The organism is Herbiconiux sp. FW305-C-125 (assembly GCF_058783455.1).
The window spans coordinates 294,098-319,175 of the sequence record NZ_JBYSYO010000005.1 but is presented as its reverse complement, the minus strand read 5'-3'; the positions used below and the strand labels follow the sequence as shown (position 1 = coordinate 319,175).

Annotated in this window: 27 protein-coding genes; 19 read left to right on the top strand and 8 right to left on the bottom strand. The window is 70.7% G+C overall.

Features of this window, described 5'->3' with window-relative positions; translation table 11 throughout:
- Window positions 1-197 precede the first annotated feature (197 nt).
- From AC3WLB_RS15040 to AC3WLB_RS15030, 3 genes are all read left to right on the top strand, one after another.
- Window positions 198-581, top strand: coding sequence for a bleomycin resistance protein (locus AC3WLB_RS15040; protein ID WP_492507283.1), 384 nt, complete (start codon window positions 198-200; stop codon window positions 579-581).
- 81 nt (window positions 582-662) lie between these two features.
- Entirely contained in the window at window positions 663-2,405 is a 1,743-nt protein-coding gene (pgi, locus tag AC3WLB_RS15035) for a glucose-6-phosphate isomerase (protein ID WP_492507281.1), read from the top strand.
- A gap of 58 nt (window positions 2,406-2,463) precedes the next feature.
- Window positions 2,464-4,599: a cell wall-binding repeat-containing protein gene (locus AC3WLB_RS15030; RefSeq protein WP_492507279.1), complete on the top strand. Its 2,136-nt coding sequence runs from the start codon at window positions 2,464-2,466 to the stop codon at window positions 4,597-4,599.
- A 15-nt stretch (window positions 4,600-4,614) separates the two neighbouring features.
- On the opposite strand, the gene AC3WLB_RS15025 is transcribed toward AC3WLB_RS15030, so the two are convergent.
- A complete protein-coding gene (locus AC3WLB_RS15025; RefSeq protein ID WP_492507277.1) occupies window positions 4,615-5,535 on the bottom strand; it encodes an NAD-dependent epimerase/dehydratase family protein in 921 nt (306 codons plus the stop codon).
- A gap of 122 nt (window positions 5,536-5,657) precedes the next feature.
- Here AC3WLB_RS15025 and AC3WLB_RS15020 point away from each other — a divergent pair, with 122 nt between their 5' ends.
- Window positions 5,658-6,434, top strand: a complete 777-nt coding sequence (locus AC3WLB_RS15020; protein WP_492507275.1) for a TetR/AcrR family transcriptional regulator — start codon at window positions 5,658-5,660, stop codon at window positions 6,432-6,434.
- Window positions 6,435-6,531: 97 nt separating this feature from the next.
- A complete protein-coding gene (locus AC3WLB_RS15015; protein WP_492507273.1) occupies window positions 6,532-7,464 on the top strand; it encodes a DUF808 domain-containing protein in 933 nt (310 codons plus the stop codon).
- On the opposite strand, the gene AC3WLB_RS15010 is transcribed toward AC3WLB_RS15015, so the two are convergent.
- Complete coding sequence (locus AC3WLB_RS15010) at window positions 7,448-7,831, bottom strand: hypothetical protein (RefSeq protein ID WP_492507271.1); 384 nt, start codon at window positions 7,829-7,831, stop codon at window positions 7,448-7,450. The genes AC3WLB_RS15015 and AC3WLB_RS15010 overlap by 17 nt on opposite strands.
- Before the next feature lie 92 nt (window positions 7,832-7,923).
- Between AC3WLB_RS15010 and AC3WLB_RS15005 the strand changes: the two genes are divergently transcribed.
- Both AC3WLB_RS15005 and AC3WLB_RS15000 read left to right on the top strand, forming a co-directional pair.
- Window positions 7,924-8,775 (top strand): alpha/beta fold hydrolase, encoded by an 852-nt coding sequence (locus AC3WLB_RS15005; RefSeq protein WP_492507269.1) that lies wholly within the window; start codon window positions 7,924-7,926, stop codon window positions 8,773-8,775.
- Window positions 8,776-8,785: 10 nt separating this feature from the next.
- Complete coding sequence (locus AC3WLB_RS15000; RefSeq protein WP_492507267.1) at window positions 8,786-9,055, top strand: hypothetical protein; 270 nt, start codon at window positions 8,786-8,788, stop codon at window positions 9,053-9,055.
- A gap of 24 nt (window positions 9,056-9,079) precedes the next feature.
- Here AC3WLB_RS15000 and AC3WLB_RS14995 read toward each other — a convergent pair whose 3' ends face one another.
- The 3 genes from AC3WLB_RS14995 to AC3WLB_RS14985 are packed head-to-tail and all read right to left on the bottom strand — an operon-like array spanning window position 9,080 to window position 11,611.
- Entirely contained in the window at window positions 9,080-10,111 is a 1,032-nt protein-coding gene (locus AC3WLB_RS14995; protein WP_492507265.1) for a hypothetical protein, read from the bottom strand.
- A gap of 26 nt (window positions 10,112-10,137) precedes the next feature.
- Window positions 10,138-10,518, bottom strand: coding sequence for a hypothetical protein (locus tag AC3WLB_RS14990; protein ID WP_022897018.1), 381 nt, complete (start codon window positions 10,516-10,518; stop codon window positions 10,138-10,140).
- Window positions 10,519-10,525: 7 nt separating this feature from the next.
- A complete protein-coding gene (locus AC3WLB_RS14985; RefSeq protein WP_492507263.1) occupies window positions 10,526-11,611 on the bottom strand; it encodes a C2 family cysteine protease in 1,086 nt (361 codons plus the stop codon).
- A 144-nt stretch (window positions 11,612-11,755) separates the two neighbouring features.
- Here AC3WLB_RS14985 and AC3WLB_RS14980 point away from each other — a divergent pair, with 144 nt between their 5' ends.
- From AC3WLB_RS14980 to AC3WLB_RS14950, 7 genes are all read left to right on the top strand, one after another.
- A complete protein-coding gene (locus AC3WLB_RS14980; protein WP_492507261.1) occupies window positions 11,756-12,283 on the top strand; it encodes a hypothetical protein in 528 nt (175 codons plus the stop codon).
- A gap of 95 nt (window positions 12,284-12,378) precedes the next feature.
- A complete protein-coding gene (locus AC3WLB_RS14975) occupies window positions 12,379-12,834 on the top strand; it encodes a DUF805 domain-containing protein (protein WP_492507259.1) in 456 nt (151 codons plus the stop codon).
- Between the two features lie 117 nt (window positions 12,835-12,951).
- Window positions 12,952-14,751, top strand: coding sequence for a S8 family serine peptidase (locus AC3WLB_RS14970; protein ID WP_492507257.1), 1,800 nt, complete (start codon window positions 12,952-12,954; stop codon window positions 14,749-14,751).
- A gap of 41 nt (window positions 14,752-14,792) precedes the next feature.
- A complete protein-coding gene (locus AC3WLB_RS14965; RefSeq protein ID WP_492507255.1) occupies window positions 14,793-15,146 on the top strand; it encodes a VOC family protein in 354 nt (117 codons plus the stop codon).
- Between the two features lie 63 nt (window positions 15,147-15,209).
- A complete protein-coding gene (locus AC3WLB_RS14960; RefSeq protein WP_492507253.1) occupies window positions 15,210-15,650 on the top strand; it encodes a MerR family transcriptional regulator in 441 nt (146 codons plus the stop codon).
- Window positions 15,647-16,627: an NAD-dependent epimerase/dehydratase family protein gene (locus AC3WLB_RS14955; RefSeq protein ID WP_492507251.1), complete on the top strand. Its 981-nt coding sequence runs from the start codon at window positions 15,647-15,649 to the stop codon at window positions 16,625-16,627. The genes AC3WLB_RS14960 and AC3WLB_RS14955 overlap by 4 nt, the downstream gene beginning before the upstream one ends.
- 116 nt (window positions 16,628-16,743) lie before the next feature.
- Window positions 16,744-17,481, top strand: a complete 738-nt coding sequence (locus AC3WLB_RS14950) for an alpha/beta fold hydrolase (protein ID WP_492507249.1) — start codon at window positions 16,744-16,746, stop codon at window positions 17,479-17,481.
- Window positions 17,482-17,525: 44 nt separating this feature from the next.
- Here the strand turns inward: AC3WLB_RS14950 and AC3WLB_RS14945 are convergent, their stop codons facing one another.
- Window positions 17,526-17,876, bottom strand: a complete 351-nt coding sequence (locus tag AC3WLB_RS14945; protein WP_492507247.1) for a DUF2200 domain-containing protein — start codon at window positions 17,874-17,876, stop codon at window positions 17,526-17,528.
- 76 nt (window positions 17,877-17,952) lie between these two features.
- Here AC3WLB_RS14945 and AC3WLB_RS14940 point away from each other — a divergent pair, with 76 nt between their 5' ends.
- Entirely contained in the window at window positions 17,953-18,132 is a 180-nt protein-coding gene (locus tag AC3WLB_RS14940; RefSeq protein ID WP_492507245.1) for a hypothetical protein, read from the top strand.
- A gap of 43 nt (window positions 18,133-18,175) precedes the next feature.
- Here the strand turns inward: AC3WLB_RS14940 and AC3WLB_RS14935 are convergent, their stop codons facing one another.
- Window positions 18,176-19,114 (bottom strand): quinone oxidoreductase family protein, encoded by a 939-nt coding sequence (locus tag AC3WLB_RS14935; protein ID WP_492507243.1) that lies wholly within the window; start codon window positions 19,112-19,114, stop codon window positions 18,176-18,178.
- Window positions 19,115-19,197: 83 nt separating this feature from the next.
- On the opposite strand from AC3WLB_RS14935, the gene AC3WLB_RS14930 reads away from it, so the two are divergent.
- The 3 genes from AC3WLB_RS14930 (at window position 19,198) to AC3WLB_RS14920 (ending at window position 21,712) form a co-directional block, all read left to right on the top strand.
- Window positions 19,198-19,644: a MarR family winged helix-turn-helix transcriptional regulator gene (locus tag AC3WLB_RS14930; protein ID WP_492507241.1), complete on the top strand. Its 447-nt coding sequence runs from the start codon at window positions 19,198-19,200 to the stop codon at window positions 19,642-19,644.
- A 45-nt stretch (window positions 19,645-19,689) separates the two neighbouring features.
- Complete coding sequence (locus AC3WLB_RS14925; protein ID WP_492507239.1) at window positions 19,690-20,136, top strand: MarR family winged helix-turn-helix transcriptional regulator; 447 nt, start codon at window positions 19,690-19,692, stop codon at window positions 20,134-20,136.
- A 130-nt stretch (window positions 20,137-20,266) separates the two neighbouring features.
- Complete coding sequence (locus AC3WLB_RS14920) at window positions 20,267-21,712, top strand: MATE family efflux transporter (protein WP_492507237.1); 1,446 nt, start codon at window positions 20,267-20,269, stop codon at window positions 21,710-21,712.
- Between the two features lie 20 nt (window positions 21,713-21,732).
- Here AC3WLB_RS14920 and AC3WLB_RS14915 read toward each other — a convergent pair whose 3' ends face one another.
- Window positions 21,733-24,147 carry a beta-glucosidase gene (locus AC3WLB_RS14915; protein ID WP_492507235.1) on the bottom strand — a complete coding sequence of 805 codons (2,415 nt, stop codon included), beginning with the start codon at window positions 24,145-24,147 and terminating at the stop codon, window positions 21,733-21,735.
- Window positions 24,148-24,187: 40 nt separating this feature from the next.
- Between AC3WLB_RS14915 and AC3WLB_RS14910 the strand changes: the two genes are divergently transcribed.
- Window positions 24,188-25,042, top strand: coding sequence for a glycosyltransferase family 2 protein (locus AC3WLB_RS14910; protein WP_492507233.1), 855 nt, complete (start codon window positions 24,188-24,190; stop codon window positions 25,040-25,042).
- Window positions 25,043-25,078: the final 36 nt, after the last annotated feature.

Genomic DNA, 25,078 nt, shown 5'->3' with positions numbered 1-25,078 from the left:
CCCCCCCCCGCCCGCAACCCCCCCCCCCCCCCCCCCCCCCCCCCCCCCCCCCCCCCCCCCCCCCCCCCCCACTCCCCGACGAGCCACCGTTCTGACCCGACACCTCAACCCGACACCGCGCCCCACTCCCCGACGAACCACCCTTCTGACCCGACGCATCCGGGTCCCGCATGCCTTACAAATGTCATCATGGCGGCATGAGTTCCACAGAGCTGCCCGACCGCGCCACGCCGAACCTGCCCTCGCGGGATCTCGCCGCCACCGCCGCGTTCTACGGCGGATTCGGATTCACGACGACCTACTTGAACGACGGCTGGCTGGTTCTCGCGCGCGGCACCCTGCAACTCGAATTCTTCGACGCACCGGAGACCGACCCGAGCTCCAGCGGTTTCATGTGCTGCCTGCGCGTGCGCGACGTCGACGAACTCTACGAGGCGATCCGCCGCGCGGGCGTGCCGGAGGCCACGACCGGGTTCCCGCGCCTGCACCCCGTTCGCGTGCGGGACTGGGGCCTGCGCGCCGGTTTCCTCGTCGACCCTGACGGCACCCAGCTCACACTGATCGAGCAGCCACCGACCTGAACACCCGCCGGGACGCTACGTTTAGACGTGCGCCGTGCACGGCGCGACCCCCTGCGACGAACGAACCTCAGGAGAATCGCCATGACCGAATCGGCGCCCATCGACCCCACCACGAGCGACGCCTGGAAGGCGCTCGAGGGCATCGCCGCCGGGTTCGCGCCCGACCTGCGCAGCTGGTTCGCGAACGAACCGCAGCGCGCCGAGACCTACACCTTCCAAGCCGCCGACCTCACCGTCGACCTGTCGAAGAACCTCGTCACCGCCGAAGTGCTCGAACACCTGCTCACCCTCGCGAAGAACGCCGGCGTCGCCGGGCGCTACCAGGCCATGATCGAGGGCGAGCACATCAATGTCACCGAAGACCGCGCCGTGCTGCACACGGCCCTCCGCCGTCCGGCACCGGGCACGGATGCCGCGGCCGGCACCCAGCCGCCCGCGCCCTTCGTCGTCGATGGCGCCGACATCGACGAGGAGGTGCAGGGCACCCTCGACAAGGTCTTCGCCTTCGCCGATCGCGTGCGCTCCGGCGAGTGGACGGGCGTCACGGGCAAGCGCATCCGCACCGTCGTCAACATCGGCATCGGCGGTTCCGACCTCGGTCCCGTCATGGTGTACGAAGCGCTGAAGCCTTACGTGCAGGAGGGTCTCGAGGCCCGGTTCGTCTCCAACATCGACCCCTCCGACATCTACGAGAAGACCGCCGACCTCGACCCCGAGACGACGCTGTTCATCGTCGCCTCCAAGACCTTCGGCACGCTGGAGACCCTCACGAACGCGCGCCTGGCGCGCCAGTGGCTCTGGGAGCGCCTGGGCGCATCCGGTGCCATCGCCGACGATGACGACGCCCGCACCGCCGCCGTCGCGAAGCACTTCGTGGCCGTGTCGACGGCGCTCGACAAGGTCGCGGCGTTCGGCATCGACCCCGAGAACGCGTTCGGGTTCTGGGACTGGGTGGGCGGACGCTACTCCGTCGACTCCGCCATCGGCACGAGCGTCGCGATCGCGATCGGGCCCGACGGGTTCCGCGACTTCCTCGCAGGCTTCCACGCCATCGACGAGCACATGCGCACCACACCGCTCGAGCAGAACGTGCCCGTGCTGATGGGCCTCCTCAACGTCTGGTACACGAACTTCCTCGGCGCGCAGAGCCACGCCGTGCTGCCCTACGCGCAGTACCTCCACCGCTTCCCCGCCTACCTCCAGCAGCTCACCATGGAGTCCAACGGCAAGAGCGTCCGCTGGGACGGCTCCCCCGTCACCACCGACACCGGCGAGATCTTCTGGGGCGAGCCCGGCACCAACGGCCAGCACGCGTTCTACCAGCTCATCCACCAGGGCACCCGTCTCATCCCGGCCGACTTCATCGCCGTGGCCAACCCCGCGCATCCGCTGAAGGATGCGACCGGCGACGGCAAGGCGGTGCAGCCGGGCGCCGACGTGCACTCGCTCTACCTCGCCAACTTCTTCGCGCAGACGAAGGCGCTGGCGTTCGGCAAGACGGCCGACGAGGTGCGTGCGGAGGGCACTGCGGAGGCAGTGGTTCCGGCGCGGGTGTTCAGCGGCAACCGGCCCACCACGTCGATCCTCGCGCCGGCGCTCACGCCGAGCGTGGTCGGCCAGCTCATCGCCCTGTACGAGCACATCGTGTTCACCGAGGGCACCATCTGGGGCATCGACTCGTTCGACCAGTGGGGCGTGGAACTCGGCAAGCAGCTCGCGCTCCAGATCGCTCCGGCGGTCGAGGGCGACGCGGCGGCGCTCGAGTCGCAGGACTCGTCGACGAAGTCGCTCATCGCCAAGTACCTCGAACTCCGCACCAACTAGAGCGCGAGCCCCAGAGGGGGGCGTCGTGCGGTGTGCACCTGTCGAATAGGGTGAGGTCATGCCTCACCCTCCGCGCCGACCCGCGCTGCTCGCCGCCGCCCTCCTCGGCCTCGGCACTCTGTTTCTCGGCGCCCTCCCCGCCCAGGCGGCACCACCTTCGCCCGTCTCTCCCGCCGGGGCAGGAGTCCCCACGGACGCCGCTCGGATCATTCAGAAGGTCCTGTCGCCCGACGGCACACGACTCTATCTGCTGTGGGGCACAGACGAGGTCGTCACCTTCGACACGGCAACCATGCGCGAAGATGCGCGCCTCACTATTCCGCACGAGCCGCGCAACCTCGCGATCTCGCCTGACGGACGCACACTCTACGTGGGCAACGGCGAGAGCTACTGGGTGTCCGACCCCGTGTATCGCGAAGCTCAGATCGTCATGGTCGACACCTCGACGAACACCGTGCGCCGCACGATCTCCATCTCCGGCGACCCCCTCAGCGTCACCGTCTCGCAGGATGGCACGAAACTGGTGTTCCCCTACAACGCCCACGATCGGCAGTACAGCTACTCCGAGCCTCGCATCGGCACTCTCGACCTCACCGCCGACCAGCCCTACACCAGCGTGAACTCACCCGACGGCAGCATGTACGACCTGAGCTACTCGGCCGATCTCGGCACGGCGTACTGGGTCGCAACAGATGTCACGAGCGACCCGACCGCCTTCCATGACTATCTCTACGCGGTCGACCTGTCCACCGGGTCGAATGCCCGGATTCCCGCCGCGGGCAGGATGCTCGCCACCTCGGCAGACGGCCGGACCGCAGTCATCGGCGGGGACGAGTTGCAGATCGTCGACCTGCCTTCGATGACGGTGCGAGACGAGGTCCAGTTGCCGTCGGCCGCCGTGACGATCGCCGTCTCAGCCGACGGCGCGACCGCAGCCGGGGGGATGGCCACCGATCCCGGCGTCTTCGTCCTCGACGTCGCACGTGCAGCTGTCACGACCGTCGCGCTTCCCTCGGGCAGCGGGGCCGGCGAGGCGGTCTTCCTGCCCGATGGCCGGGCAGGCCTGCTGGGTGCCGACAGTCAGCATCCTGATGTGGCTCGCCAGCCCTCTCTGTACGTCGTCGACCCAGCCGACGGTGTCGTGGATGCCGAGATTCCGGAGGTCGGATACGAGCTGCTGGTCGCGCCCGATGGATCAACGATCTACTCCAATTTCGGGGTGCCCACGTCCGTCCCCGGGATTGAAACGCAGTACCTCGGAGTCGCCGATCTGACCACAGCGGACTGGCATCCCGCGGTCGGACGGATCGGCGGGGCAGACCGGTATGCGGTGTCGGCGGGGGTCTCTCAGGCGGGCTTCCCTGACGGCGCGTCTGTCGCATACGTCGCATCGGGCGAGGTGTTCGCTGACGCCTTGAGTGCGTCCACGGCGGCCGCCGCCGCCGGCGGACCGCTACTGCTGACCGCGCGCGACTCCCTTCCGCTGCCCGTGCTGGCCGAGTTGAGACGGCTGCGGCCGGAGCGGATCGTCGTGGTCGGGGGCCCCGCATCCGTCGGGCCAGCCGTTCAGACGATGCTGAAGGGGCTCGGAGCCGACGTCTCGGTGGTGAGCGGTGCCGATCGCTACGCCAATTCCCGGGAGATCGTGGCGCAGAGCTGGCCCGAGGGGGCGAAGCGGTTGTTCATTGCCAGCGGCGAGACCTTCGCCGATGCGCTGTCGGCCTCCTCGGCGGCTCACGCCGTCGGTGCCCCGCTGCTGGTGGTGCACGGGTCGGGCAGTACGCTCGATGCCGCCACTCTCGCCACGATCAAGGCGACGGGAGCCGACACGTTCACGATCGTCGGCGGCCCGAACACGGTGACGCCCGGCATAGCGAATCAGCTCACTCGACTCGGCTCGGTCGAACGCTTGTCTGGTGCCGACCGGTACGAGACGTCCGCTGCGGTGAATGCAGCGGTGTTCGCCGCTCCGGCTGCGGCCTACTTCTCGTCGGGCTCGAAGTTTCCCGATGCCCTGTCCGGCGGGGTGCTGGCCGCCCTCAAGGGTGCTCCGATCTACGTCGTGCCGCCGTCCTGTGTGCCGCGGCAACTGATCGATCGCCTTGCGGTGACACCGGCAACGGATGTGACCCTGCTCGGCGGCGAGGCCACCCTCGACGCTCATGCCGCGGCGCTGGGGATCTGCGCACCGTAGGGGCCTGCCGCGCGGCTACTGCTCTGCCGTGCGGCGGCAGACCTCGGGCCACGGGGTGGGCTCGAGGCCGAAGTGGGCGCGAGCGGCGGAGTCGTCGAGCACGTACGGGCGGTTCCACTGGTAGGAGAGCTCGCCCAGCTCGCGCAGCATCGGCGACGCCAGCGCGCCCAGCCGTAGCACCGCGCGCGGGACGCGACTCACCGGCGCCGCCGGCAGGCCCACCGCTGCGAGCACCTCGGTCAGGGCCTGCCGCTGCGTTCGCGGCGGGTTCGACGGCACGTGCCAGACCCGCCCGTGCGACGACTCGTCGGCGGCCGCCGCGACCAGCATGCGCGCGACATCCTGCACGTCGGTGAAGCTGTGCGGCTGGTCGGGATCGCCCAGCACCCAGGCCCGCTTCCCCTGCCGTGCGCCGGGGATCTGACGGCTGATGTGCCCGTTCGCCCCGACGCCCGGGCCCATGTAGTCCGAGCCGCGCACCTCGACGGCGCGCAGCTCGCCGGCGTCGTGTGCCGCGCGGGCATCGGCCCAGAGCCGCGCCCGCAGCACACCCTTGTGGTCGGTCGCCGCATCCGGCAGCGCCTCGCTCATCGGCCCGTCGACCGGGCCGTACGGGTAGAGGTTGCCGGTGATCGCGTAGGTCGCGCCGGTGCGCTTGGCCGTCTCCAGCAGCGCCGCGGCGAGGGGCGGCCACACCGCGTCCCAGGTGGTGTAATCACCAGGGTTCGCGCAGTTGTACAGCACGGATGCTCCCGCCGCGGCTCTCGAGAGCGCGTCGGCATCGCTCGCGTCGGCGCGCACCGCCACGACACCTGCGATGCCCGGATCGGTGCCGGATCGGGTGACGACCGTCACCTCCGATCCGCGTTCGGCGAGCTGGGCGGCGACATGGCGCCCGACGGGGCCGGCTCCGACGATGACGTGACGATCCGACATGGGATTCTCCTCGATTTTCGAGAGCAGTGCTCTCGCTAGAAGCATCGCAGGCATCTCGGGACAATGCAAGAGCAGTGCTCTCGTTTGTTGCATGCGCTCTCGATCGAGGCCAGAGTTGACGGATGCAGCACACCAGCCCCGCGCGCGCGCAAACCGCTCGAGAGCGCGCGCGAGACCAGATCACCGCCGAGATCGTCGCGGCTGCGCGCATCCGCCTGGCCGAGAGCGGACCGGCCGACCTGTCCCTGCGCGCGGTCGCCCGAGACGTCGGCATGGTCTCGTCGGCGGTCTACCGCTACTTCGCGAGTCGCGACGAGTTGCTCACCGCCCTGCTCGTGCTCGCCTACGACGACCTGGGCGCCGCGACCGAGCGGGCCGACGCTGCCGTGGCCGACCGCGACGACTTCCAGGCCCGCTGGTTCGCTTCGCTGCGGGGCATCCGGCGCTGGGCGCTGGCCAACCCGGGCGATTACGCGCTGCTCTACGGGTCGCCCGTGCCCGGCTACGCAGCGCCGCAGACCACGGTCGAACCGGCCGTTCGGGTGATCCTGGTGATCCTCCGCATCGTCACGGACGGTCACGCGGCCGGCGCGATCGTGGTGCCGGCGTCGAGCGACGTCGGCTCCGACGGTGGCCCGGGCGACGCGGCGCTGCCGCACGCCGTGAGCGGCGCGGTGCAGTTCGTGCGGAGTCGCGGGCTCATCGACGGTGAGGTGCCCCTCGAACTCGTCGTGCGCACTCTGATGGCCTGGACGACAGTGTTCGGCACCATCTCGTTCGAGCTCTTCGGCCACCTGGTCGGGTCGGTGACCGACACCGACTCCTACTTCGACATCCTGGCGGATCGCCTCTTCCGCGACCTTGGCTTCGGCGGCCCCGGCTCCCGCGATCACGACTGACGGATGCGCGCCGGCCGGCCCGCTACTCTGGACGCGTCACCGAACACCTCATCACCAAACACCACAATGTCAATCACCCCAACCCTAGGAGAAGCACATGTCGGTCGGGTTGCTCGCCGTCGTCGACGACATCCTCACCGCAGCCCTCAAGGCCAGCGCCAAGACCGCGGGCGTGGTCATCGACGACGCCGCGGTGACCCCGCAGTACGTGCAGGGGCTGACTCCGGCCCGCGAACTCCCGGTGGTCTGGCGCATCTCGTTGGGGAGCCTGTTCAACAAGTTCGTCATCATCATCCCGGTCGCGCTGCTGTTCACGGCGTTCGCGCCCTGGGTGCTGCCGTTCCTCCTGCTCATCGGCGGCAGCTATCTCTGCTTCGAGGGCGCGGAGAAGGTCACCGAGTGGTTCGGCACCCACCACCGCGACGAGGGTGAGGGCGCCCGGGATGAACGCCGACTGGTGTTCGGCGCCATCCGCACCGACCTCATCCTGAGCACCGAGATCATGCTGATCGCCCTCGACAGCCTCGACCCGGGGTTGAACATCTGGATGACGCTCGCCGCCCTCGCCGTGATCGCCCTCGGCATGACGGCGCTCGTCTACGGCGCGGTGGCGCTTCTGGTGAAGATCGACGACGTCGGCCTGCGGCTGATGAAGAGCCGCACTCGCCGGGTGCGCCGCACGGGAGCGCGGATCGTGGCGTCGATGCCGGCCGTGTTCCGGGTGATCAGCGTGGTCGGCACGGTCGCGATGCTCTGGGTCGGCGGTCACCTCGTCATCGCCAACCTCGCCGAGACGTTCTGGCACGGACCGTACGACCTGCTGCACGTCGTCACGCACGCCGTCGAGGCGGCCGGGCCCGTGGTCGTGTGGCTCACCGACACCGCATTCTCGGCCGTCTTCGGGCTGGTGCTCGGCCTCGTCATCGCGGCGATCGTGCTGGGGGTGACGCGTCTCGTGCGGCGCCCCGCCCGCCGCCCCGGGTCGACCTCCGCCGAGCACGCCGGCGCCGAGACTACTCCCGCGAACTGACCAGGATGCCCGCGGCCGTCAGCTGCTCGTGCACCGCGGCGGCCGCGGCGCGGTAGGTCTTGTCGAAGTAGGCCATCTGGCTCGGGTCGCGCGTCATCCCGCCCGACACCGAGAACGCGGGCCGGCGCAGGTCGATCGCGAGCTCGCCGCCCTGCTGTTCGAAGGTGACGTGCAGGGCGACCGGCTCATGCGCGTTGGAGACCATGCGCTGCAGGAACGACGGTCGCGTGCCGTGGGTCGCCTGCCAGTCGTCGGCCGACCGCTCCTCGATCTCGAACTCCTGGTGGGTGAGGGCGCCCCGCACCGCAGCGCGGGCCTCGTCGGCGTCACCCGACACCAGGTACTGCGAGTGGAACATCCCCGTCATGTCACTCCCCGCCATCTCGGATGCAGCCAATCTACCGGCTGCGGCCTTGCGGATTCTCGGGACGGATGTAGAAGGGAACGATGGCGCACCACATGACCACCCTCCCCTCGGGAGCGGAAGCGGGATTCTCCGCCGCCGGCGATCCGCTGGCGCGGCGGCTCGTGCTGTTCTGTCTCCCCACCCCGGGCGGCGGGGTGTTCGACCCCGACCCGGTGGTGACGAGTCGATACGGCGTGCACCTGGTGACGCTCGACCGACCGGGGTACGGCGCGACTCCCGCGCCCGACATCGAGGGGGCGCGCGCCCGCATCGAGGATCGCGCCGACGACCTCGCGGGGTTCCTCGGCGAGTTGCAGTCGACCGCTCGTCAGTCCGGCGCCACGGTCTACGGTCCGTCCGGAGTGGTGGGCTGGGGCACCGGCGGCATGGTCGCGCTCTCGCTGGCGGCACGGCATCCGCACCTCGTCGATCGCGTCGCGACCGTGCAGACGGCGTCGCCGCCCGGATTCACCTTCGACCCCTCGGTGCAATCCCTCCCGCCGTTCGGTCCCGAGATGCTCGGCATCCCGGATGACGACCCGCTGCTGGAGCGTCCCGGGCTCCGGAATCGGCTCGAACGGATGCTCGATGAGGGCGCCCGGCAGGGTGACGCCGGCCTGCGACTCGACCGCGAGGCGCTCAGCGACGCCACCTGGGCCGGCGATCTCGGCGGTGTCACCGCCGACGTGCGCCTGATCTATGCCGACGACATCGACACGGTCGACCGGCACGACGGCTACTGGTACCGCAACCGCATCCCGTCGGCCCGTGTCGTTCGTGTCTCCTCCGGCGGTGCGCTCGCCATCGCCACCGAGTGGGGCCGCATCCTCGACCATGTGGCCCCCGATCACGCGCATCCGGCGGCAGAACCCGATGCCCGTGCGGAATCCGGCGGCCAGGGCTAGGGTCGCGGTCATGAGCGACCAGAACGACGACCCGACCGCCGGCACCTCGAGCTCCGGACTGACCAGCCCGGGCGACGACACCCAGAACGCACCGATCATGAACGGTTCGGACGAAGCGACCGACGACGAGAAGGCCGCCGGCCTCGACGAGCAGGCCCGGGCCGACGAGGAGTTCTACCGGCTCAAAGACACCGAGGCAGCCCGGCAGCCCGATCCCGACGCATCCACCTCGCCGTACCTCAACCCGGCGCACAGCGACCTGTCGCACGGCGAGGACTGACCGCACGCCGGAGCACAGGGACCGTCACGGTGCGTCGCAGTCGACTCCGCTCCGCAACTCCGGGCTGACTAGGTCGGCCACCGACGCCGACCACCAGCGGGGCGGGTCGTCGCACAGCACCCTCGAGGTGATGTCGCCGGCGGTGATGAACTGTGCCGCGCCCGACGGGTTCGGGATGAAGATGCCGTTCGACCCTTGCAGCAGCACGAACCCGGGCGCCGGGGTCGAGCCGCTGATCGACACGAGCTCCAAGGGCGAGAAGCGGATGGGCTGGGTGAGGATGTTCAGCCCGAACAGGGCGCTGAACCCGATGATCCCGGCGAACGCCAGCCGGGTGACCGACTTGCCCCGCGGCTCCCGGATGCTCGCGACGCGCTCGTTCCACTCGTCCGCCACCGCCGCGAACGTCTTCGGTTCGGGCGCCGGCGTCATGGCGGCCTCCGTCGGTGTGACGGGCGGCGGATTCGGCGAGACGACGCGGAGCATGGCCCGGCCCTCGGCCCAGAGCGACCGCAGCACGGTGTCGGCCGGCGGGGTGGCCGGGCCGAGCAGCGTTCGCACTCCCGTGGCGTCGAGCTCCGGCGACGGCCGCTTGCGGGTCCGCAGCACCAGGACGCCGACGACGACAAGCACGACGAGCAGGGCCGCCAGCAGCAACCAGGACGCGGTGTAGCAGAGCACAGCCGCCAGGAGCACCAGGATGGCCGTGCCGAGCACACGGGTCCAGAAGGTGTAGTCGCGGTCGAACACCAGGGGCATCGCCGCCACCATGATGCCGAGCATGATGTACACCGCCAGATTCAGCAGCACCACCACCAGCAGACCACCGAAGGTGAGATGTTGAGCCACGGCGACAGCGAGCCCGATGTCGCCGCGCACCTGCACGAAGAGGTTGATCGTGATGACGAGCACGCCGATCAGGGGCAGGCGCGTGAGGGCGTGCTTCACGAAGGTGGCTCGCACGTCGGCATGACTCTGCGCCTCGGCCGCGAGGTCACGCGCCGCAGTCACCGGGCTGCTCCGGCGTCGTGCACGCCCCACGTCGTCCTGCCTCATCGCCGCCCCCTCGGGCCGAGTCTAGGTCAGGAGACCGGCACGACCGTGATCGTCACTCGGGCGCGCTCGGCCGAACCGCGGCCGGCCGTGCCCGAGTGCTCGCCCTCGCCGGCGCCCGAACCCGCCCCCTTCCCCGGCTCCGGCAACTCCGCGGCGCCCTCGACCGCATCCAGGGTCACCGCGAATCCCGGCACCTCGACGGTCTCGCCGACCGTGACGGTCACCGCACGGTCGCCCTCCGGCGGCCGCAGCAGCAGGCGGGCCTTCGAGACGTCACCGCGGGTGGCGGCGTCGACGATGCCGATCCGCAACCCGGCGATGGTCGGCTGCGAGCCCTGTGCGGCTGAGTTCGTCTCGGCACCGCCCGCGTGTCCGGGGCCGGCGGTGTTCTCGGTGTCGTTCGTCATCGCATCCTCAATTCGTCGCGCCGACGAAGGCGTGGTCGAAGTTGTCCTGGTACTGCTCCTCGGTCAGCCAGACGTCGCCGTACTTCTGCTCACCGTCGAGCGTGCCGCCGTTGGGCCCCCACGGGTTCAGCACATGGATCATGAGCTCCTCGTCGCCGGTCTCGGGGTTCACGTGGGGCTCGACGGTGTCGACGATGTAGGCATGGTTCGGCACGATCCCCGGGTCGTCGACCTCGCTCCCCCACCAGAGGAAGGTACCCGTGCCCTCGGTCGTCACCGACACCGGTCCGTCGGCGAGGCTGTCGCGGATGTCATCGAGGTTCGACTCGCCCAGGTCGCGCGATTCGTGGCCGGTGATGGCCTCGAACGCGTCGTCGGGCCAGCCCCCGTCGATGTCCTCGTAGTTGCCGCCGAAGTACTCGGCAGCCGCCTTCTCGTAGACCGAGAGCCAGTTGTCGTCGCCGTCGGCGTCCTTCACGGAGTTCTCGGGCACGGTCGGCTCGACCTGGATGTAAACGGGCTCGCCGTCTTTGTACATCTTCACCGTCCAGGTGCCGTCCGGGTTCTGCCACATGTGGTCGCGAATCCACTCCGGATCAGCCGCCGCCACGGCCCCGGCCGCCGCGAGGAACCAGCAGTCGCCGAGCTGGCCCTGCGCCATGTTCGTGGGGTCGAGCGCGTCGTCGTCGAGCGGGATCGGGTCGTCGAGGTCGTCGTACTCGCCCATGCCATCGGGCACGTCGGGGTTGTCCGGCTTGTCGCCTACGCCGTCTCCCCGGTCGCCGCCCCCTGGCCCGCCCGGCCCCGAACCGCCCGGGCCACCCACATCGGTGGACGACGTCTCCTGCTGGTCCGCGTTCGACCGCACCGTCGTCGCGACCTCGCGGAGACCGGCGCTCGCCTTCTGGAGGCTCGCCCGGAGCGTGCCGTTCCACAGCGCCGTGAACTCGCTGCCGTCAGGCCCGTGCCAGGCCGTGTGGCCGATCAGCCCGGTCAGCGTCGACACGGTCTGATCGAGCTGCTGCCCGCTCGAATCGGCGAGCTTCGCGAATGCCCGCAATTCGGCGACATCCGCCCCGAAGAACGTGCCCATCGTGCCCCCACTCTCTGCTTCCACCGACCGGTGGCCGTCGAGGCGACTTTAGCGAGCATCCGTCATCCGCCCAATGGGGAGAGGTACCCATGCGCGTCGCGGCGCCGCTCGATACGGTGGAACCTGGATGTACGGGAGGTCGTGATGGCACGGACGCACGGTTCGGCACAGCGAGCGCACGGCCGTGCCGCGCGGGCCCGGCTCGCCGGGGCGGCGCTCGTACTGGTGGCGGGCGCGGCACTCAGCGGATGCTCGGGGTCGGCGCCGCAGGCCGCCATCGACTCGGCCGCCGCGAGTGCGGAATATCAGCCCGCGGTCGACGATCTCGTCGCCGCGCTCCAGACCGCCTACCCGACCGTGATCTGGACCGCCGACTCCGAGACCCGGGTCACCGCCGGCGACGCAGACGGCGGAGGCTGCTCCCTCGCCCTCGGCACGATGCGCGCCGATCCCTCCCTGCCCGACACGGCTGGGACCTGGGCCGACGTGCTGACGGTGGTCAACCCGGTGCTCTCGGAGCACGACTTCCCCGCGATCACCGACGAGGACTCGCTCGACGGCGGGTGGTCGGGCGTCAGTTCGCACGACGACGCCGGAGCCGAGTTGCGGCTGGCCGACAAGGCATACACCTTGCTCACGCTGTCGGTTCCGGTGACCGACACCGACTGCTGAGCAGCGGCGCGCCTCGCCCGCTCGGAGGGCCGCGAACGGCAGGCTTCAGGTAGCGGCGCTCTGCGCCGGTGACTCGACGATCCAGGGGGAACCGAATGTCCACGACAACGCCACAGCCAGGCGGCCCGGTGCCGCTCGACGCTCCGTACTACGGCGCTCCGTTCGGGGCCGCGGTCGCGCGGTTCTGGCAGAAGTACGCGACCTTCACCGGGCGCGCCAGCCGCAGCGAGTACTGGTGGTGGTACCTCGTCAGTTTCGTGGTCAACAACCTGTTCAGCGTGCTCGCCCTCACCCTCGGCGGGTACGGCATCCAGATGGACCAGACCTACGCGCCACCGAGTGCCGGCGCGATCGTCGTCTACGTCCTCTGGGGAATCTGGGGTCTCGCCACGATCGTTCCCGGCTTCGCCCTGCTGGCGCGGCGCCTGCACGACGGCGGCCACAGCGCAGGCTGGATCTTCATCCTGCTCGTGCCGCTCGTCGGGCCGATCGTCGTCCTCGTCATGACCCTGCAAGGGCCGAGCCCCGATGGTGTGCGCTTCGAGAGCTGAAACGCAGCGCGCGAGCCGGCATGCCAGCGGCATGCGGCAATAGCGTATTCTCCGTTTGGCATCAAGGGCCCGAACGGGGCGCATTCCCGGTGCGGAATGTCCGCTACTGTGACGTGCGTGAGACGACTCCCCGCGCTGCTGACCGTGTCCGCTCTCGTCGCCGCGGGGCTCGCCCTCACTCCGGCAGCCGCTCAGGCCGCCGACACGCCCTGCACTCCGCCGGCGGCAGCCGTGGTCGAGAAGCTGGGCATCGATCAGTTGCAGGCCTCCGGCCTCGACGGCGCCGGTCTCACCATCGGCGTCATCTCCACGTCGTACTCTGCGACCACCACTCCCACCTCGGCGGCGGAGGATGTCGCATCCGGCGCCCTGCCCGGTGCAGGCAACCCCTGCGGTCACACGCAGGAGGTGCGGGTGATCAACGACGGATCGAGCGATGACGAGGGTCGCGCGATGCTGCAGATCGTGCACGCCATCGCGCCGGCCGCCGACCTCGTGTTCACCTCCGGTGCGACGACCGCGGCCGACACGACGCTGGTCGACGACGACAAGGCGCTCGCCGCCGCCGTGCACACGATGACGAATGCCGGAGTCGATGTCATCGTCGACGACATGACGGCGCCGGCCGACCTCGCCTACGCCTCGGGGTTCGCGGCCTCGGCTGCGAAGGAGGCAACCGACAAGGGCATCCTGTACGTGGTCGCCGCCGGCAACCTCAACCACGTCGGCGCCGGCGCCATCTTCGACGTGCCGCTGGCGAGCGCCGGGTACAGCATCGGCAGCTGGCAGACCACCGATTTCCGTGGCACGACCTGCCCCGAGAAGGTGGCTGCCAAGCGCCCGGGCATCGAGCTGGAGTGCATGGACTTCGACCCGAGCGCCGCGACCGACGTCACCGACGACTTCACCCTCTACGCCGAGCCCGGCGAGACCGATCCCGCCGAGGCGGCCGTGCTGCAGTGGGCCGAGGCGCCCTTCGCCACCAGCTCGAAGCTGTTCGCGGCGTTCCTCGACGAGAACGGCGACGTGACCGACATGGTGGAGCCGGACGAGTACTCGGTGGGGTTGCCGCTCGCCATCGACGACGTGTTCGGGAGCATCCCGCTGAACGTCACGGTCACGCGCTCGCTGGTGATCGCGCGGGAGAAGTCCGAGTCGGCGGCCCCCCTGCCGGTGCGCTTCGCCTTCTTCGACAACGACCTGCCGCGCACGGTGCAGGGCGCCGAGTACTTCCAATCGACCGACACCGACACCATCGGGTCGATGCTCACCGGTCGCGCCGCGAATCCGGGCTCCGTCACGGTCGCGGCGACCTCGCTCTACGACAGTGTGGAACTCGAACCGTACAGCGCCGGCGGCCCGCAGGTGCGGTACTTCGGCGACGTGACGGAGGAGGGTGTCGCGCCGGCGCGGCTGGCCACGCCAGAGGTGCGCGAGGGCCCGACGGTCACCGGTGTCGACTTCATCCCCACGACGTTCTTCGGCGATCTGATCGACGGCACCTACTACTACCCCGGCACCTCGGCTGCGACACCGGTCGTCGGCACGGTGATGGCGCTGGCCCGCCAAGCCGCCCCGTCCGCCACCAACGACCAGTTGAAGACTGCGTTGGCTTCGTCGGCGAAGCCGTACGCGGGCAGCTGGAACGGGAGCACGCCCGCCCAGACGAGTGGCGCGGGTCTCATCGACCCGGTCGCCTACCTCGCCGCCGTGCGGGCGCTCCCCGTGCCGTCGCCCGCGCCGACCCCGTCGGCCGACGGCACGGATCCCGCCGAACTGGCGGCCACCGGTGCGACCCCCGCGGCCGCGGGCCTCGCGGGCATCGCCCTGCTGCTCCTCGGCGCAGGAACCGCGACCGCGGTCGCACTCCGCCGCCGCCACATCCGCCGCCACCTGCACCGCCACCCCACGGCGTAGGCCGCACTTCGACCGGATTCGAGCAGAACGGAAGGGCGAGCATGGAGCGTGTGCTGGGCATCGGAGGCCATTTCCTGCGAGCGCGCGACCCGGAGGCGCTGAGCGCCTGGTATCGGGAGGTGCTCGGGCTCGACACCGACGAGATGGGACTGTGGCGGCAGGAGGCCGGCCCGACGGTATTCGCGGCTTTCCCTGACGACACCGAGTACTTCGGACGGCGCGAGCAGCAGAGCATGCTGAACTTCCGGGTGCGTGACCTCGATGCGATGCTGGCACAGTTGCGCGCAGCCGGCGCCGAGGTCGCAGAAGAGACCGAGGAGATGGCCGGCGTCGGACGCTTCGGCTGGGTCACCGACCCCGAGGGCAACCGCATCGAGCTGTGGCAACCCGCCTGAACGCACGACGAGAATTCCGCCCGCGCTTGACTTCAAGCGCTTGAGGTATGGTCGGCTGTCTGCATGACGACATTGACCATCCAGGATGTGTCGCGGCGGAGCGGGCTCAGCGAGCCGACGCTGCGGTACTACGAAGAAGTGGGGCTCATCGGCCCCATCCGCCGCGACCCGAGCAGCGGACACCGCCGCTACCAGGACGGCGACCTCGACACCGTGCAGGCGCTCGCCTGCCTGCGCGCCATGGGAGTGGGCATCGAGGACATGCGCACCTACCAGGCGAACCGCGCCCGCGGCCGGGTCGCCGCCGGCGAGCAGCGCGACCTGCTGCTGCGCCATGCCGACCGGGTGGAGCGCGAGATCGAGACGCTGCACGTGCACCTCGACTACCTGCGCTCGAAGGCCGCGCTGTGGGACGCCCGCGACCGCGGCGACCAAGGCGCCGAGGCCGAGGCCCACGACCGGGTCGAAGCGATCGTCCCGCAGCTGAAGGCGGTGCTGCGATGACCCGAATGCTCGTCACCGGCGCCTCCGGCTACCTCGCCGCCCGCCTCATCGCCGACCTGCTGCGCGACGGCGTGGACGTGCGCGGCACCGTGCGCTCCCGCGCCGCCAGTGAGGCCGAGGTGCGCGCAGCCGTTCGCCGGGGTGGAGCCGACGACGCGGGTCTCGAACTCGTCGAGGCGAGCCTCCTCGACGACGACGGCTGGGCGAGCGCCGTCGCCGGCACCGACGGCGTGTACCACCTGGCCTCGCCGATGATCCTCGGCACCGCGCCCGACGACGTCGTGCTGCCCGCCCGCGACGGGACGCTCCGGGTGCTGCGGGCGGCTCGTGACGCCGCGGTACCGCGTGTGGTGCTCACCTCCTCCTTCGCCGCCGTCGGGTACTCCCCCAAGCCGGTCCGCGACTACGACGAGACCGACTGGACCGACCCCGAGACCCCGGGCCTTCCGGCCTACCCGCTCTCCAAGGTCGTGGCCGAGCGTGCCGCGTGGGAATTCATCGACCGCGAGGGCGGCGACACGGAGCTGGTCACGATCAACCCGACCTGGATCGCCGGCCCCACCCTCACGAGCAGCGCCCGTTCGTCGCTGCAGGTATTCACCGCCATGCTCGACGGCACCATGACGGTGACCCCGCGGCAGCGCTTCGGCATCGCGGATGTGCGTGACGTCGCCGCCCTGCACGTCACCGCCATGTCGACCCCGGCCGCGGCGGGCCGCCGCTACCTCGCCCTGGCCGACGGACCCACGGTGACCTTCCTCGATGTGGCCACGACGTTGCGTGACCGGCTCGGCGACCTCGCCGCGCTGGCCCCCACGGAGGAGGCGCCGGGCGACGAGCCTGCGCCGCTCGTCATCCACAACGAACGCGCCAAACGGGAGCTCGGCTTCCGGCCGCGGGCCGTCGAGTCGACGATCGTCGAGACCGCGGAGAGCCTGCGCGACCTCGGGATGCTCGCGCCACGCGGGCAGGAGTGACGGCGACCCGTCATCCGTAGATCACGAGTGAGCCTGGCGCCGCGGGGCGCGGCGGGCATACGATGCCGCCATGGTCGCGCTCTCACGGCCGCTCGACGAGGAGAAGAGGAACGAACATGACCACTCCGACCATCGTGCTCGTGCACGGCGCCTGGGCCGACGCCTCCAGCTGGAATCCGGTCGCCACTGAACTGCAGCGCCAGGGGTTCACCGTGCTCGCTCCCCCGAACCTGCTGCACGGTGTCGCCTCCGATGCGGCCTACGTCGCCTCCTTCATCGAGCAGCGCACCACGGGTCCGGTGGTGCTCGTCGGGCACTCCTACGGTGGCTTCGTCATCACCAATGCCGGGGCGAACGGCGGTGACGTGCGGGCGCTGGTCTACGTCGACGCGTTCATCCCCGAGGAGGGCGAGTTCGTGTTCCAGATCCTCGGCGGCTCGGGCTCGGCTCTCGCGGTGGAGGATCCGAACACGGTCCTCGACATCGTGGGTTACCCCGGGGCGCCTGACGGCGACGCGGAGGCCTTCCTCAAGCCGGCGACGGTGCACGAGTCGTTCGCGCAGGATTTGCCCGAGGCCGACCGCTGGTTGATCGTCGCCGGCCAGCGACCCATCAGCCTCGGCGCGAACACGGCGCCCTCGGGCGCGCCGGCCTGGAAGAGCATCCCGAGCTGGGCGGTCGTGGGCACGGAGGACAAGGTCATCCCGCCGGCGACCCAGCGCAGCATGGCCGAGCGCGCCGGCGCGACCATCAGTGAAGTGGCCGCGTCGCACGTCTCGATGGTGTCGCATCCGCAGGTCACGATCGACGCGATCCTGGCCGCCGTCGCCGCGGTCGGCGCCGACGGCGAGTAGCACCACCGGCCGAGCCGGCGTGGCGCGGCCGGGCGTCGCGCCGCTCAGCCGCGCAGGATCGACGACATCTTCTTCCCCCGCGCGACCTCGTCGACGAGCTTGTCCATGTAGCGGATCTTCTGCATCAGCGGATCGTCGATCTCTTCCACCCGAACCCCGCAGATCACGCCCGTGATGAGCGACGCGTTCGGATTGAGGGCGGGTGCCTCGGCGAAGAAGGTCTCCAGGTCGACTTCGGTGGCGACAGCGGCCTCGAGGGCACGCTCGTCGTAGCCGGTCAGCCAGCTGATCACCTGGTCGACCTCCGCGCGGCTGTGCTCCTTGCGCTCGACCTTGGTGACGTAGAGGGGATAGATGCTCGCGAACGGGGTGCCGAAGATCCGATGCCCTGCCATGCGTCCAGGGTAGCGTCGGCCCGGCTCAGACGGTAAGGATGGGACAGCACCGTCACGAGAACCGACAGGAGAAATGATGAGCACCTTCGAATACGACGCCGCCATCGCCGGGGCGAAAGAAGCCGCGAGCGCGGCGAGCTACGACATCCAGAAGCTGCCGGAGGACTCGATCGAGCGGCAGGCGCTGCACGGCCTCGTGACGGCGATCGACCGCCTGATCGAAGCATTCGACGCGCAGGCCGACGCCGAGGAGTAGGCGGCGCCCCCGGCCGGCCGCGAGCGCCGGCCGGGCTCGCCCCTCACGGCATGAGGACGAGCCGCTCGGCCGACGTGCGCGCTTCGGCCCAGGCGGATTCGACGTCGGCGAGCGGCACCGCACGCGTGTCGAGCGCGAAGGCGTCGCGCGCCACCGCTTCGGCGAGCTCGCCGAGCTCGGTCACGATCTCGCGGGTCGGCACCGAGCCCTGCCCACTCCCGACGATCTGCAGTCGGGTCGCCCGTAGCGCCGCCGAAGGAATGGGCGACTCGAGCCCTGCTGCCGATCCGAGCTGCACCCAGGTGAGCGGGCGCTCGTCGTCGGGCCGGCCGGGCACGATGGCGCGCAACGCGGCGGCCGTCGGTCCGCCCCAGAGGTAGTCGAGAACCACGTCGATGTCACGCCCCGCCTCGGCGAGCGCGTCGGGCGGCCCGTCGAGCGCAGCCGTCTCATCCGCGCCCAGGCCCGCGAGCCGCTCTGCTCCCCGGCCGGCCGCGGTCACGCGACCCGCTCCGAGCATCCGCGCGACGGCGACGGCCAATCGGCCCGCGCTCCCGGTCGCGCCGAGCACGAGTACGTTCTGCCCGGGCGCGAACGCGATGCGCCGCCGCAGCGCCACCCACGACGACATCGCGGGGTTCATCGCCGCCGCCATGCGCACGGGGTCGGCGCCGGCCGGCAGCGGGATGCTGCGCCGCCGGTCGATCACGGTCTGCTCCGCCATCGACCCGAGCCGCGTGTCGGGCAGCACGAAGTAGCGCAATTCACCCGCGGCCGTGCGGCCCACACCGTCGATCCCCGGCACCAGCGGCAGCGAATCCGTGCTCGTGTAGTGCGACCCGTCGGCCTGGGAGCGCACCCGCGGATGGAGTCCGGCTGCCACCACCGAAACCACCTCCTCGTGCGGACCGTGATCGGCGGGCAGGTCGAACGAGCGGTACTGCGGCGCCCGGTCGAATCGGGTCACGACGGCTGCTTTCATGGCACCCCTCCTGATAAGTTTGTGATACGAACCAATTTAGTTGGTATTACGCACTATTTCAACCGACGTGCAGGGAGAATCGGATGCCCGACGCCACCCAGCCCACCGGCGACACCGCCGCTCTCATCGACGCCCTGGCCCAGGCCGCGTTCGTGACGATGGGTGCGCTCACCCGCATCGCGGCCGACAACGACCTCTCCCTCACCCAACTGCGCGCGCTCGCAATCCTTCGCGACCGCCGACTGCGGATGACCGACCTGGTCGAGTACCTGGGCCTCGAGAAGTCGACCCTCACCGGCCTCATCTCCCGCGCGGAGGCCCTCGGGCTGGTGCACCGCGCCCCCCACCCGGTCGACCGGCGGGCGACGGAGGTCTTCCTGAGCACCGACGGTCACACGCTCGCCGCGGCACTCGAAGCCGAGCTCGCCGCGAGCCTCGCGCCCGTGATGGAGAAGCTGGACCCCGCCGAGCAGCGCACGCTCGCCCACCTGCTCGCGAAAGCCGTGGCGACGGCATCCACGCGGACGTGACCGCACTGCTTGACTGTTAGATATCGAACTATTAGAGTTCTAACCATGGAAGCACAGGGACCCGTTCTCAGCACCACGCTCGACCTCGTCCGATGGATCGGCTGGGCGCAGCGGAAAGCGGGCGAGGACTGGGTGCGCGAGCGCGAACTCACGCACGAGCAGGCCTTCGTGCTGGGCTACCTCGCGCGCAGCCCCGGTGCGATCCAACGGGACATCGCCGAGATCAGTCGCACGAGCGCCGCGAGCGTATCGAGCCTGCTGCAGGGACTCGAGCGCCGCGGGCTCGTCGAACGCCGCACGGAGGACGGCAACGAGCGCAGTAAACGTGTCTTCCTGACGCCTGCCGGGGCCGAGTTGATCTCCGGCTTCGAAGACGCCATGCGAGCCGCTGACGAGATCATCCTCGCGCCGCTTGCCCCGGGCGAGCGCGACGCCCTCCACGCGCTGCTCCAGAAAGTCACCGCGGAGCTCCCGCAGCCCACGCGGTCGTGACGCGGATGCGCGACTGACCCGCGCATCCGCCGCCCTTCATCGCCTCCACCGACCTCTCTGAACCCTCTCTCCCCTTCGCCGCGCCGGCGCTCGTCGGCGTGCGCTCGAACGCGCTCGAAAGGAGCAGTTCATGACCACCACCACCTCGACCGCGCCCGCGATCTCCGCCCCCGCCGTCGGCAGCAACCGCTGGTACCTCTCCGCTGCGCCGATCATCCGCGCCCTCGTGCACCTGTGCGTGCCGATGGCAGCCGCGATGATCGTCAGCGCCGTCTACAACGTCGTCAATGCCGGGTTCATCGGCTCGCTGAACGACGCCACGCTGCTCGCCGCCGTCACCTTCGGCACTCCGCTGCTCGGCCTCGTGATGGCCGTCGGCGGCGTGTTCGGGGTGGGTGGCGGAGCGCTCATCTCGCGGCTTCTCGGTGCGGCCGAGCACGACCCGGCCGAGGCGGCCGGAATCAAGCGCGTCTCGTCGTTCGCCCTCTGGGGTGCGGTCATCACCGGCGCCGTCCTGGGCGGGATCGGGTTGCTCGTCCTACAGCCGCTCGTGGGTCTGCTGGGGGCGGATGCGCCGGCCGCGCCCGCGACGAGCGCGTATGTCGGCGTCCTACTCGCCTTCGTGCCCGTGCTCGCGGCCGCCTTCTGCCTCGAGCAGATCGTGCGGGCCGAAGGGGCGGCGCGCCAGGTGATGGTGGGACTGATCGGATCGACCGTGCTCAACGTGGCCTTCGACATCCTGTTCATCCTCGTGCTGCACGCCGGCGTGGCCGGGGCGGCGCTGGCGATGGGCCTGTCCAACCTGGCGGTCGTGCTCTACTTCGCGGCGTGGCTGCACCGCCACAGTGCCCACGTCAGTCTCGCGCCGCGCTGGTTCACGCTGTCGCCCGCCGTGCTGAAGCCCGTGTTCGGGGTGGGGGTCGGCGAACTGTTGCAGGCCTCCTTCCTCATCGTGACCTCGCTCGTGCTGAACAACCTCGCCGCCGCCTACGGCGACACCGCGCTGGCGGCGATGGGGGTCGCCGTGCGGATCGCGCAGGTGCCCGAGTTCCTCGTGATGGGGGTGACACTCGGCGTGCTGCCGCTACTGGCCTACGCGTACGGCAAGGGCGACCGGGTGCGGCTGGCGTCGGCGCTGCGGGTGTCGGCGCTGACGGTGGGCGGTGTCGTCGGCCTCTCGGCGGCGGTGCTGCTGGTGTTCCGGGTGCAGGTGTTCGAGGTGTTCTCGGCGGATGCGTCGGTGCTCGCGATCGGCGTCACGGTACTCGCCGCCCAGCTGGTCGCCATGGTGGCCAACGGCTTCACCGGACTCATCACCTCGCTCTTCCAGGCGACCGGGCGCGCAGTGCCGGCGATCGCGATGTCGATGGCGCAGGGCGTGCTGTTCATCCCGATCGTGCTGATCGGCAACCTCTGGTTCGGGCTGGCCGGCATCATCTGGTCGCTGACGGTGTCGGAGACCCTGGTGCTGGTGGCGGGGCTGGTGCTCTGGGCGGCGTCACGGCGCGCGATCGCGCGCGGGCTCGCCGAGGGCAGCGAGGAACGCGCTCAGGCGGGGCTCGAGGCGGCGGCGTAGTCAGGCGGTGGCGGCGGCGATCAGCGGCGCCGCGGGCGGATGCGGGCGAGCAGGTTCACGACGCCGAGCACCCGCCGCACCGCGCCGCGGCTGACCACTCCGCCGCTGGCCGCTCCGAGCAGCCGGAAGTTCAGTTGCGCCGCGACCTCGTCCGACACCGACGCGACCGATGCGCCGTCGGGCACCCCGATCGCCTTCACCGCCTGCCGGGCGACCACCCGCAGGAGCAGCCGCCCGATCCAGGCCTGCTGCATGTCGCCCAGTGCCGTGTCGAGCGTGAACGCGCCGGGGCGAGCGGCGGCGTTCCGGGGCACCGGACGCCCGAGGAGCGCCTCGAAATCGGCCGCCGGAAACCCGGTCTCCGGGGTGGGCGACCGGTACGCGGCCGGCGCATCGGCCTGGGCGTCACCGCCGACCGCCGGGGACGCAGCCCCCGCGAGCTCGACCTCCGTGCGCCACACCACGTCGCGTGAGGAGCGCGCCAGCCGCAGCTCGAAGCGTCCGGGCTCGAGCACCCAGTCGTGCACCACCGCGTCCCAGTACGAGAAGGCCCGTCGATCGAGCCGGATGCGCACCTCCTCGCTCTCCCCCGCGCCGAGTGCGACCTTGGCGAAGCCCTTGAGTTCCTGCGCCGGCCGGAACACCCGCGACGCGACGTCGTGCACGTACAGCTGCACCACATCCGACCCCGCCCGCTCGCCTGTGTTCGTCACGACGACCCGCAGCTCGACCGTGTCGTCGGCCACGACGACCGCCGCCGCATCCGACCACGCGAACGTCGTGTACGACAGCCCGTGCCCGAACGGGAACGCCACGTCGACCCCCGCGCTGTCGAAGTACCGGTACCCCACGTACAGGCTCTCCCGGTACTCCACCGTCGCCGGCCCGTTCGGCAGTGTCGACACCGGATGATCGTCGTAGCGCACCGGAAAGCTCTCGGCCAAGCGCCCGCCCGGCTCGGCGTCACCCACGAGCACGTCGGCGAGCGCGCTCCCGGACGCCTGGCCGCCGAGGTAGCCCTCCAGAACGGCCGGCACCGATGCCAGCCACGGCAGCTCCACCGGGGACCCGTTCTGCAGCACCACGACGGTTCTGGGGTTCACGGCGGTCACCGCAGCCACGAGCCGGTCGTGCGACTCGGGCAGGCGCAGGTGGGTGCGGTCGATCCCCTCGGTCTCGAAGGCCTCCGGCAGCCCCACCACCACCACCGCGACATCCGCCGCCCTGGCGGCCTCCTGCGCCTCGGCGAGCTCGGCGGCCGTTGCCGCGTCGTCGACGCGGTGATAGCCGGCTGCATACCGCACGGCATCCGTTCCGAGCGCGGCCGTGAGGGAGCCCAGCAGGGTGTCGATCTGGGTCGGCACCACGTGCGAGCTGCCCGCGCCCTGGAACCGCGGTTCGGCCGCGAACGCACCGATGAGCGCCACCCGTTCGCCGCGCCGGAGCGGCAGCACGCCGTCGTCGTTCTTCAGCAGCACCGTGCCGGCGGTCGCCGCCTCGCGCGCCAAGCGGTGGTGGGCTGCCAGATCGGGCTGATCGGCCTGGCCCGCCGGGGCATCCGCACCACCGTGCCGGGCGATGAGCGCGAGCACCCGCTCGACCGCTCCGTCCAGCGCGGCGCGGTCGAGTGCCCCCGATCGGAGCGCCGCCCGCACCACCCGGTCGTCCCGCGGCCCGAGTCCCGGCATCGTGAGGTCGTTGCCGGCGGCGATGGCCGCGCTCCGATCCCATACCGCACCCCAATCCGAGAGCACGACGCCCTGGTAGCCCCACTCCTGCCGCAGCACGTCCCGCAGCAGCCACGGGTTCTCGGCGCAGTGCGGCCCGTTCAGCCGGTTGTAGGCCGCCATCAGGGTGGCGGGCTGCTCCTCGCGCACCACCGACTCGAAACTCGTCAGGTACAGCTCGCGCAGCGCCCGCTCGTCGACCACCGCGTCGACGCCGTACCGCCGCTGCTCGGTGTTGTTCGCCGCGAAGTGCTTGAGTGACGCCCCGACGCCCTCGCGCTGCACCCCCCGCACCCAGGCCGCGCCGAGCCGCGACGACACCAGCGGGTCCTCGCTGAAGTACTCGAAGTTGCGCCCGCCCGCGGGGGTCCGCTTGAGGTTCACCCCCGGCCCGAGCAGCACCGCGATGCCGTGGCCGGCCGCCTCGCGGCCGAGCGCCTCGCCCACCCGCTCGATCAGCGCCGGGTCCCAGGTGGCACCGAGCGTCACCGCCGTCGGGAAGCAGGTCGCCGGATGCGACTCGAACATCGACATGCCCGTCGCGTCGTGGGGCTTCCGCACCCCGTGCGGGCCGTCGCCGAGACGGATAGCCGGGATGCCGAGCCGCTCGATCGGGGTCGTCGTCCAGGCATCCGCTCCGGCCGTGAGCGACACCTTCTCGGCGTCGGTCAGCTGCGCGAGAAGCTGGGCGGGGTTCGATTCTGGCATCGGCTCCCATCGTATGCGCCCGCTCTGCCAGACTGACTGCGTGAGCACAGACAACCTGCCCTCGGTGTCCATCGTGATCCCCGCCTACAACGAGGAGTCGGGCATCCGTCACTGCCTCGTCGCCGCGATCGAGCAGACCGTGCCGGCCGACGAGATCATCGTGGTCGACAACCGCTCCACCGACGGCACGCGTGCCGCGGTCGAGGCGATGCAGGCCGCGTTCCCGGACGCGAACATCCGCCTCGTCACCCAGGATGCGGAGCAGGGCATCACGCCCACCCGGAACGCGGGCTTCAACGCGGCGACGAGCGACGTGATCGGCCGCATCGACGCCGACTCGGCGCTCCAGCCCGACTGGGTGGAGCAGGTGCAGCTCGCCTTCGCGACCGGCGACTTCGTGGCCGCCAGCGGACCGGTGGAGTACTACGACATGCCGATGCGGACGTTCGGGCACCACGCCGACGACACCGTCCGCAAGATCCAGGTGAAGCTCGCCGGCAAGTACGTGTTCCTCTTCGGCACGAACATGGCCATCACCCGCGAAGCCTGGCTAGCGGTGCGCGACGAGGTCTGCGACGATCGCGACGACCTCATGCACGAAGACCTCGACCTCGCGGTGCACCTCGCCCTCAAGGGGCTGAAGGTGGGTTACGTGTCGGCCATGGTGGTCGGCATGTCCGCGCGGCGGCTCGACTCCTCACCCCGGGACTACCTGTACTACGTGGAGCGGTTCGAGCGCACCTACGCCGCGCACGGCATCCGCGACCCACGCCTGCTCGCGCCGATGGCGGTCTTGCTCAGCATCTATCCGGCCCTGCACGTCGGGCGCCGGCTGCAGGAGCGCCGCACCGCGCAGAGCTGGGGCGGCCGGCCGAAGCCGGCGTCGGAGGGCTGAGCGGCCGAACGCGCCGAGGAGGGCGACCGCGCCGAG